6 protein-coding genes are annotated in these 9,170 nt (G+C 40.0%); all 6 read left to right on the top strand.

Annotated elements, in window-relative coordinates:
• Nucleotides 1-588: 588 nt before the first annotated feature.
• The 6 genes from BCF53_RS18740 to BCF53_RS18715 all read left to right on the top strand — a co-directional run bounded on the left by BCF53_RS18740 (nucleotide 589) and on the right by BCF53_RS18715 (nucleotide 8,987).
• Complete coding sequence (locus tag BCF53_RS18740) at nucleotides 589-1,674, top strand: DUF262 domain-containing protein (protein ID WP_132704247.1); 1,086 nt, start codon at nucleotides 589-591, stop codon at nucleotides 1,672-1,674.
• A gap of 1 nt (nucleotide 1,675) precedes the next feature.
• Entirely contained in the window at nucleotides 1,676-2,185 is a 510-nt protein-coding gene (locus tag BCF53_RS18735) for an endoribonuclease (protein WP_132704245.1), read from the top strand.
• A gap of 86 nt (nucleotides 2,186-2,271) precedes the next feature.
• Nucleotides 2,272-3,738 (top strand): hypothetical protein, encoded by a 1,467-nt coding sequence (locus BCF53_RS18730; protein WP_132704243.1) that lies wholly within the window; start codon nucleotides 2,272-2,274, stop codon nucleotides 3,736-3,738.
• 182 nt (nucleotides 3,739-3,920) lie between these two features.
• The gene (locus BCF53_RS18725; protein WP_132704241.1) at nucleotides 3,921-4,394 is read left to right on the top strand and encodes a GNAT family N-acetyltransferase; all 474 of its coding nucleotides are present in this window, start codon (nucleotides 3,921-3,923) and stop codon (nucleotides 4,392-4,394) included.
• 532 nt (nucleotides 4,395-4,926) lie between these two features.
• Entirely contained in the window at nucleotides 4,927-6,333 is a 1,407-nt protein-coding gene (locus BCF53_RS18720; protein ID WP_132704239.1) for a sugar-binding protein, read from the top strand.
• Nucleotides 6,330-8,987 carry a lysozyme inhibitor LprI family protein gene (locus BCF53_RS18715; RefSeq protein WP_132704237.1) on the top strand — a complete coding sequence of 886 codons (2,658 nt, stop codon included), beginning with the start codon at nucleotides 6,330-6,332 and terminating at the stop codon, nucleotides 8,985-8,987. The genes BCF53_RS18720 and BCF53_RS18715 overlap by 4 nt, the downstream gene beginning before the upstream one ends.
• Nucleotides 8,988-9,170 lie beyond the last annotated feature (183 nt).

The following is a 9,170-nucleotide window of genomic DNA, read 5'->3' as shown; positions in this document are numbered from 1 at the left end:
GCGTATGCCACCGAGAAAAGGCGAAGGCAAGAAGTGCAGGAACTGGCCAGAACCCAGGGAGCATTACTGCTATGAAATTATTCCGGACAGTAGTGCGCCTGCGCGGTGGTCCGACACTTCGGGATGATTGTGAGGCTTTCTAATGACGCGGTATCATCTACAACAAAGGCGCCATTGCTACTATCAAATCATTCTGGACAGTAATGCGCGAATGCCGGCATCCCCAACTCCACCGTCTACGTATGTATCTGGCTACTCTTCTTGAATTTACCGATTAGACTGAAATGATCTTGTGGCGAGGTAAATTAACCCGCCTAAACTCCAAGCCTTTCAAGTTTTCCATACCCAAATTACTTCGATTCCATGCCTCAATTTGCGGATGTCGTCGGGTAGTGCGACAGCTGTCGATTTTTGTAAGGCTATGGCGTTGACAGAAAATATCATAGTGGTCAATATGACTGGTCTGTAGGGGCGTTTTATGTTCTTTTAAATATGAGAATTGCGACTCCTTAAAAAGCGACAGGTGTCGTAGAACAAGCTGTTAGCCGATAGAACGAAATATTCGAATATTAAGATAGAGAATTTTATATGAATGAAGAATACAACGAAGAAATCGAAAAGGCGGAAGCTGAACAGGAAGAGTCAGAGGACTACTCTGAGACCCCACCATCAGACATTGTAGCTTTTAACGAACTGAGGTCTTGCGCGGACCTCGTTAGAATGCACAAAGCAGGGCAGTTGATTATTAAACCAGACTTTCAACGGGATGTTGTTTGGTCGAATCCAGCCCAGACAAGATTTATCGACTCACTCGTTAAGCAACTTCCTATTCCTAGCATGTGTCTAAGTCTTGATTACAAAACTGAAAAAAGGCTGATGATTGATGGCTTGCAAAGAATTTCTAGCATCATCAAATTTTTAACAGACGAGGAATGGAGGCTTTCAAAGCTAGAAGATATTGACTCAAGAATATCAGGAAGGACGTCTGGTTATTTAAAAGAAAAGCATTTTGAAATTTATAGTCGTATAGAGAATCTGACTATCCCCGTAACGGTTTTAAGATGTGATTACTCTAAGAAGTCACATCTAAATTATTTGTTTACGATTTTTCATCGCCTTAATACTGGAGGCAACAAGCTTAGCAACCAAGAAATCCGAAACTGCATATATGCTGGTGATTTTAATGAAATGCTAAAGAAAATTGTTGAGCGGAAAGAGACCAGATATCTATTTGGCCTCGAAGAAGAAAAAACATATCGGTATGCATACGAAGAACTATTCCTAAGAGTATTTACGTTTGCTGACGCTCACGAAAAATATAATGGGCGACTAGCAAAGTATCTTAATGAATATATGGAATCTAAGAAAAAAATTACCGAAAAAGAAATCGAGACAAAAACCGATAGAATTAACCGGTCTATTACACTTCTATATAGAAGTATACTTGATGGAAAGCAGCTACCAAAATTAAGCAAATCAACAATTGAGGCGCTATTTGTAGGTATATATAAAAATATAGACGGATTGGAGGGCGAGTCGGAAGAACAATTATCTGCTCGCTATCAAGCATTAAGAGAGGACGATAATTTTTCTATAGCAAGCTTAAGCGAGGGATTGGCTGCTACAGATAAAGTTAAAGCCAGAATATCTAAAGGAATAGAGATTTTTAGTTGATATGATCGTTAAGAAGCATATTTCTCGAACGCTGAAAGATTTGGATAATAGATACAATGGCGCCATGCATTGTTCAAGCATAGATGAATCTATCTATTACTCAAAACTTGCAATACTGGAGTACTGTGGATGGATTGAAGAGGCATTTGATAATATTGTGCGGCGCGCTGTTAAAGGAAAGCTAAGAAGCCAGCCCTATAAGCAAATGCTTGAAACATCGGTTATCGGAAATAATCACGGATTTCAGTATAAAGAAAACTTTCGTCCAATGCTAACTAGAGCAATTGGCATAGTAGCTATGGAGAAGTTAGAAAAAGAACTCGACAAGAGCGGAAATATTACGATATTAATTAGTGAATTGGAGGCGGTTAAGCGGGACCGTGATAGTGCAGCCCATACATGGGCTCAGAATGCAACTCGCACATATCCTTCACCTTCTATTACTCGATCTAGATTAGAAAAAATCCACCCAATTGCTAAAGAGATATATTCGTATGTCACTAAGCTTTGATACGCTAACAACGTCATGTTGTCGGATTTACGCTGCGTTCCTCCAACCACTGGCGTAAGCGTTATGTTCACGGAGTAATTTGGAATATGGCAAAGCCTTCGAAGAAGGAAAAAAGAAAGCAGAAATTAAATCTAAAGACTAAGGCTGCTCGCCGTGCAGTGCACGATAGGAATCGTGAAAGAAAGTCAGCAGAGAACATTCTTAGATTTGGAAAGAAACTTACTCGAAGACAGTTTGATGCGTATTGTTACTGCCGAATGCCATTAGTACGCTTTACCGCAGAGGAGATCGAATGGTACTCACTTTTTGATAATAAGCTGCTAGGCATCGTGATTAGAGATGTTATAGACAACGATTATGGATTCATCGTTCTAGGTAGAGATTCAAGAAGATTATTTCGTTGCATCGAAGTTAGTAGAGATTTTCACGATAATATAGAAAAGGCACGAAAAAATCTAGCTAGGAAGATTTTTAAAGATTATTTGGGAAAAGCTCAGGATGTATATCCACAGGGCGACGAAGCTGATGCCGTATTTGATCTATTTACAGATGTTATTCCTGAAAATGAGCAGCATCATGGCTACAGAATACTTAAGAATGAATCTAGATTTGAAGCGGCTAGAAATATAGTATCTGAAATCGTAAATTCGTTTGTTGATAACGATGGGCATTTCGAGCGAGAGTTTCAGTCAATAAACTTCCAAGCTAGATTATGGGAATTGTATTTACACATATACATTCATAACGCAGGATTAATGGTAGAAAACAATCACCCTGCACCTGATTTTGAAGTTTCTTTCTTTGGAGAAAAAATATTCATTGAGGCCGTGACAGTCAATCCATCTAAGAATGAAAATCGCCCTGATTTACCTCCTCCTGAGACACATAAAGAAGTTGAGGAGCGGTTAAATGATTTTATGCCTATCAAGTTTGGAAGCCCCCTATTCAGTAAGCTACAAAAAAAGTATTGGGAAAAAGAGCATGTCTCGGGAAAGCCAATTATTTTAGCAATTCACGACTATCACAACGATAGTGCGATGACATGGTCGCGAACTGCATTGTCAGAATATTTGTATGGGATAAGAACGCGAATTGTCGATGGGAAGCCCTTCGTAGAGGATATAGAAAAACATAGCTGGGAAGGAAAAGAAATACCTTCCGGTTTCTTCTTCCAAGACGATGCTGAAAATATAAGCGCAGTGCTTTTTAGCAATCAAGCAACAATTCCAAAGTTTAATCGTATGGGGAAAATCGCTGGATTGGGCAGCGCTGATGTCAAGATGATTAGGAATGGATTCTTATATAATCCAGACCCAGAAGCTATTCATCCTATCCCATTTTCCAAAGATTTAGATGATCCGGATTATGAAGAGTCATGGTCAGACGGGCTAATTATGTTTCACAACCCAAATGCGAAAAATCCTGTAGATCCAGATGTATTCTCTGATATTAGCCATATATTCTACTCGAAAGAAGAAGGCTTCTATGGATATCATCAGCCTTACGATGTTCTTGGCTCAATTACAGTCGTGGTTACAAAGGCGAAAGAATGAACTTAGGATCAAAGTTGAAGTACGACACCATTAGTCATTTCCCATAGGTGCTACTTCATAAATGGACACCCACTAAATAAGCGCCCGGCGATCAATTTTCCGCCACGTTGTAGCTCCAAGCTGCTGCGTGAGCCATTCGTAAATGTTGCTACGTTTAAATCAGTGCCAAACATAGGATTACCATGATATCTCTCAGAATAATGCGACAAGACGAGTTTCCCGCATATCGTAGTTATTTCGTTGAAGATTACAGTCGTGAGATAGCTGAGAATTACGGTCATTCAGTAGAGTTGGCGATAAATCTAGCAGAAGCAGAATTACAGAGTAGTTTTCCTGATGGCCCTGATAGCAAGGGGCATGAGCTATTGTGCTTGGAAGCAAGAGTCAATGGTGCCACTAAAGTGGTTGGGTATCTTTGGCATTCAGTTCAAGCTGACTTAAGCTCAACTTTTATCTATGACTTTTATGTATTTGATAAGTACCGTGGACAAGGATTCGGCAAGCAAGCTATTCATGCGCTAGAAAATCAACTCAAAGCTGCAGAGATTCATGAAATTAAACTGAGAGTAGCATACTACAATAAGCGAGCTCTTAAGCTCTACGAGCAGGCCGGTTTTTTGATTACAGGTTTCAATATGTCTAAGAAACTTGGATAGTGGTAAAACAATGAGTTGTAGTAGCTTAGATTCGACCTGCCAGGTATTAAAGCAAGCAGGAACTTGATCTGATAACTCATGTAACTCATTTCTGCCCCATTCGGCGTTATATAACGCTGTTCTAGTGCTATCCTATTTATCAACTTATTTTCGAGAAAAATCTGCAGAACGGGCAGCAGCCTCATGGCGTTTTCACAATATATCAAGCGGGTTTTGAAGGTTTTTAACGTCTGATATTACGATATGGGTATAGATCATCGTAGTGTTCAGACTCTTGTGGCCCGTAGTTTGTTATCTAACTCAGTTTAAAAGTGAGTTATTATTATCTGGCTTAGATTAAAATCAGCCAGTTAATGTGGGTGCTAGTTCAAATAGCAAACATTAGATAAAAGCAGCTCAAACGTTGGTTGCGTGAAAAATAGAAAGCGTTTGTGCCATTATTCATGTGGAAGATCTTGCAGGGTTTTCTGGACTCGTTTGTTTACACTGATGGTTTTTTATTGGTTATCCTTTTAAAAGGAGTTAGGTTTTTATGAAAAAAATAGTAATGCTCACATTGCTGTGCTTAATTGCCAGCATGAAGTTAGCTTTTGCAGTAGAGGTCATTGAAACCGGAACATTTGAGTTCACAAAAAACCATATAGATCTAAGAGAAACATTATCAGATAAGTATAAAGAGCTTAGCTGTAGATTGTTGAAGCTATCTCCTAGTGCTGAGAAAATTCTTATTACCTGCAAAAACCGCCAATACCCAGGCAAATATCCCGCTAGCCTGATAGTCTTTGAGCGAAATTCCAATACGTATACTTTGATGTCGGATGTGCCGGGATATTTAGCCGATTGGGTTGATGAGAATACTATCCTGTTTCTAACCGTTGGCCGTTCAGATCAAGACTATTTAAACGCCCACTTAATGGATTTAAATTCAATGGCGGTTAAAACGAGAGAAATAGCGAATAAAGAAAGTATTGGTAGGCGCTTCGATTACGACGACTTTAAGGCGATAAAATACTCTGGCGGGTATGTTTATCTTACTCAGGAAATAAAGATGAACTATTCCTTTCGCTATGCAATTAATATTGAACAGCCCTATGACGTTGTTCATTTGCAGGAGCTATTCTTAAATTACCCTTGCGAATATAATGTCTGTTCTGATGATAAGTATATTCACTACCCATTTAATGCAGCTACCAAGAGCTTTATTCTGTATCCGAAATTTAGGTATCCATTTCGTTCACGTCTGAGAATTCCTTATCGGCAGATAAGCTCTGCCCTTTCCGGAAATGTTGGCGCAACCATTAACTACGATAAAATATCTATTTTTGATTACTCAACTTCATTTGCTGATGAAAATATTGATGGCTGGGATAGTTTAAATTTAATTTCAGGAACAAGAGAGAGTAAGGCAGACATTAGCGGCAAGGCGACGCTTGGATCAAGAGGTTCTGATCTGGCCATTAGTTTTAACGTTACTGATGATGTCTTGATTGTTTCAGATAGCACTGCAGACAGTCAGGACCGGATTGAGATATGGCTGCATACCCAAGCCGAGACTGGCGGCAGACTAGTCAACGGCAAGGGAACCTATCACTTTGTATATGGCCTTGGTGAGAATAATCTTCTGCTTGTCGATAAGGGGCGTTATCGTAATCAGGCTGATATAGAAGAGGCAATCGCCGCAGCGGCCGAAATAGAGGTTGATATTGAAGTCAATGAACAAGGCTATGTTGCTAACATAGGTATTCCATCTAGGGTGTATCGTCCAATGTCTTCTGAATTGCGCTATCAAATTAATGTGGTTGATGTTGATCAAAAAGGTGGAAACGCCGAGTCGGTTATTACGACAAATACCAATTTAAGACGATTTTTCGAAGCTGACGTTTCGGTATTTAATTCGGTTGTTTTACCTGAGCTAACTGAAAACGGAGTTTCAAAATGATGTGTCGGATTTATATTGTTGCCTTGCTTCTGCTGTGCTCCGGAAGTGTTCAGAGTGCAAGCTACGACTGTGGCCTGTCGAGTTTAAGTGATATTGAAATAGAAATATGCTCCAGCTCTGAGCTGGCTGCATTAGATGAATATCTTAGTGATGCATACACCGAGCTGAAACAGCAATTGGATGAAGTGGATAAGAAACATCTGCTGAGTACGCAGCGTAAGTGGCTTAAGACCAGAAATAGCTGCCTTAAGGAGGCATTTCCCCGGAGCTGTATTTCAGATCAGTACTCGATTCGGTCACAAATTCTAAATTCATGGCGAAGCTTGTTAGATGGAGAACGACTGGCCTCCTGTCAATCAAGAGCGGACTCTAAAACATACTTCAGTTGCCTGCTTCGATTCACAAGGTTTGACAGCGAGCGAAAAGTAATTTCCAGATTAGGAGGTTTTGATTATGGACTTGAGGCAAGTTATACAAGTTTAGATACTTATATAGCTGACTCATGCCTATGGCCAATACAGAGCAAGAACGATATTTATGATTCAGTAGCGTGTTATATAAGCTCTGCTGATGATATATCTAATGCAGTGCCAAAGCTAATATTCGAAAGTTCAAAAGAAGGTACTTTCAGTAAAATATTTAAGCTTGATGATTTTTCAGATCCGGTAGCGGATGAATCAGTTAGACAAAGAGTAACCGGCTTAATTCAATCCGGTTCTTACTATTATACCAATTGCGAAGGTCAAAAGCCGGACTTTTCGTTTATCAGGCATATATCAAAGGGAGTTTTTGGAACTCCGAATTTATATATTGCAGATTATCAGTGCAACAACACCAGTAGCATTAGCATCCTTGAAGTTAACGATCAATTCTCAGAAGTGTTAGGTTCGCAGCAGTATTTGAACTGTTATAGGTACTGTGAAGGAGTGGAAGTGGGGGTAAGCACCTACTTAAATGATATGAATGGTGATGGTATCGCTGAGTTTTTGTTCTTTTCCAACGAGAATGACCATGGCCTCTGGGGTGTGCTTGGCCGAAGTTCCGACAATAAGTATTTTTCTCATTTTGGCAGGGATCTTAAAATTTTCCCTGGTGAAAGTGAGTCATACAGAGAAAGTAGAGTTAGTTTGTCTGAGTACCGGGCAGCGAGAGAGAAAACCGTATGGCCGTTTCATGCTATCAGTGCAAACCCGGAAAAAAAGCATGTCGTCTATACTAAGAATTCGTTAACCAGTGAAAATTATAATTTTCAACCACGTGTGATTTCCGTTAAGGAAAGAATATACAGTCACGCAATTATTCAGGATACGAAGCTGGTTGTTCAGGCAGTGAACGGCCAGCTGAAGATTACGGATATCGAGTCTAATCAAGTAAAAGTAATCCCAACTAATTATATGTTTAATTACTTTCTCCATGACAACGGGAAGTATCTAGCTTATACGGTTAAGAGGGACGGCCTTATCACTTATTGGATTCATGATATTTTAAATGACCAAACCATTAAAATTCCAAGAAGTATGACGGTAAGGAGTGAGTCATCGAGGTCGCCACAGGTCGCTGTATCAGCCTCCGGCAAACAGGCTGTCTTCGAATGGAATGATAGTAACAGCCGCTATATTTTTTATTACGACAGTAGAACCAATACAGTAACGCCCGTTGTAGAAGGGGAATGGGTTTTCGGGGCTAATATTTCCAATTCAGGTGATTACGTAGCCTATTGTGAAAAGGGCAAAACAAAGGGGATATTTATCTGGGAAAGAGAAACTGGCGAATCGGCACTGGTTATTCCCTATCCCGAACTTCCCAACCTGAGTGTCTGCGATGCTGAGCAATATGTTTTAAGTTCTGACGGCCGGTCCGTAATTTATGCAAATGGACCTTCTGATGGAGCTGATAGGCATCCATTGATAGGTGGTTTAGATTTTTCGGTAAGTACCGGGCCGTTTGCTTCACTGGAAGGCTATGACTTTTTATCGGAAAAAGTTAAGTTGTATCAAAATGATTTGGTTCTCCATCGGGTTACTAATAGTTCTCAGGAACATGCCGTTTTATTGGTAAATTGGGTTGATCCGACAAAGCCAGTAATAGTGAAAAGCTGGAATGAGATCAGCCTTTCAATAAATTTAAATGACGGTGTGTTTACTAATGGATATCAAGTTATCGATGAGTCCGGACCGGAAGCTTGGCGGTACCCATTGAATTTTCATTCCGATGCGCCCAGTACAGATATTCGCTGGGATTCTTTTGTTTCCAATGAATTGGTAACTGCGGCTAATCATCAGAGTAATGCCGGCAATTGGCTGGTAAACCAGTTTCGAACCTATTCACCTGAGTTTGAACTAGGAAAGGATAGTCTACATATTAAGGGTGAGGGTTATCAGCAGTCTTTGCCTTTTATTCCTCTAGGAGAGTGGAACGCCAGTACAGAATGCTGGGACTATAGTCCGGAAGCTAGGAATGCAGCAATCTATAAGCAAATGGCAGATCGCTTTCCAAGCCTGCTATCTGAGGCGGACACCTGTTTGAACATCTCCAAAGATATTGCATGGGAAATATCACTGTATTTAGCCGGTGCTTACGATAACGGTTATGTTTTGAATTTATACGATAATGAAAGAAATTCGTATTGGTTCGGTTTATTAAAGGAAAAATAGTAGCCTAAAGTTTCAGATGGTGACCCACAATTTAGTTGGCCGCTACCTAATTTACTTAGGTATGAAAGCCACAATTTAGGAGGAAACTCTTAGTATCAAGTTTGAAGTGCGACACCGATAGTTATTTTCCATAGTACATTTCCTCCGGTGTTTTGTAGTCGTATCTTTTCCTGGGGCGGCTAT

Source organism: Reinekea marinisedimentorum, from assembly GCF_004341165.1.
In the GTDB taxonomy this organism is placed as follows: domain Bacteria; phylum Pseudomonadota; class Gammaproteobacteria; order Pseudomonadales; family Natronospirillaceae; genus Reinekea; species Reinekea marinisedimentorum.
Note: the sequence above shows the minus strand (reverse complement) of the source record. Positions and strands in the feature narration are given on the sequence as shown.

Bases quoted from the DNA above. Each gene is read 5' to 3' on its own strand.
- BCF53_RS18740 (WP_132704247.1), top strand. From the start codon at position 589: ATGAATGAAGAATACAACGAAGAAATCGAAAAGGCGGAAGCTGAACAG.
- BCF53_RS18735 (WP_132704245.1), top strand. From the start codon at position 1,676: ATGATCGTTAAGAAGCATATTTCTCGAACGCTGAAAGATTTGGATAAT.
- BCF53_RS18730 (WP_132704243.1), top strand. From the start codon at position 2,272: ATGGCAAAGCCTTCGAAGAAGGAAAAAAGAAAGCAGAAATTAAATCTA.
- BCF53_RS18725 (WP_132704241.1), top strand. From the start codon at position 3,921: ATGATATCTCTCAGAATAATGCGACAAGACGAGTTTCCCGCATATCGT.
- BCF53_RS18720 (WP_132704239.1), top strand. From the start codon at position 4,927: ATGAAAAAAATAGTAATGCTCACATTGCTGTGCTTAATTGCCAGCATG.
- BCF53_RS18715 (WP_132704237.1), top strand. From the start codon at position 6,330: ATGATGTGTCGGATTTATATTGTTGCCTTGCTTCTGCTGTGCTCCGGA.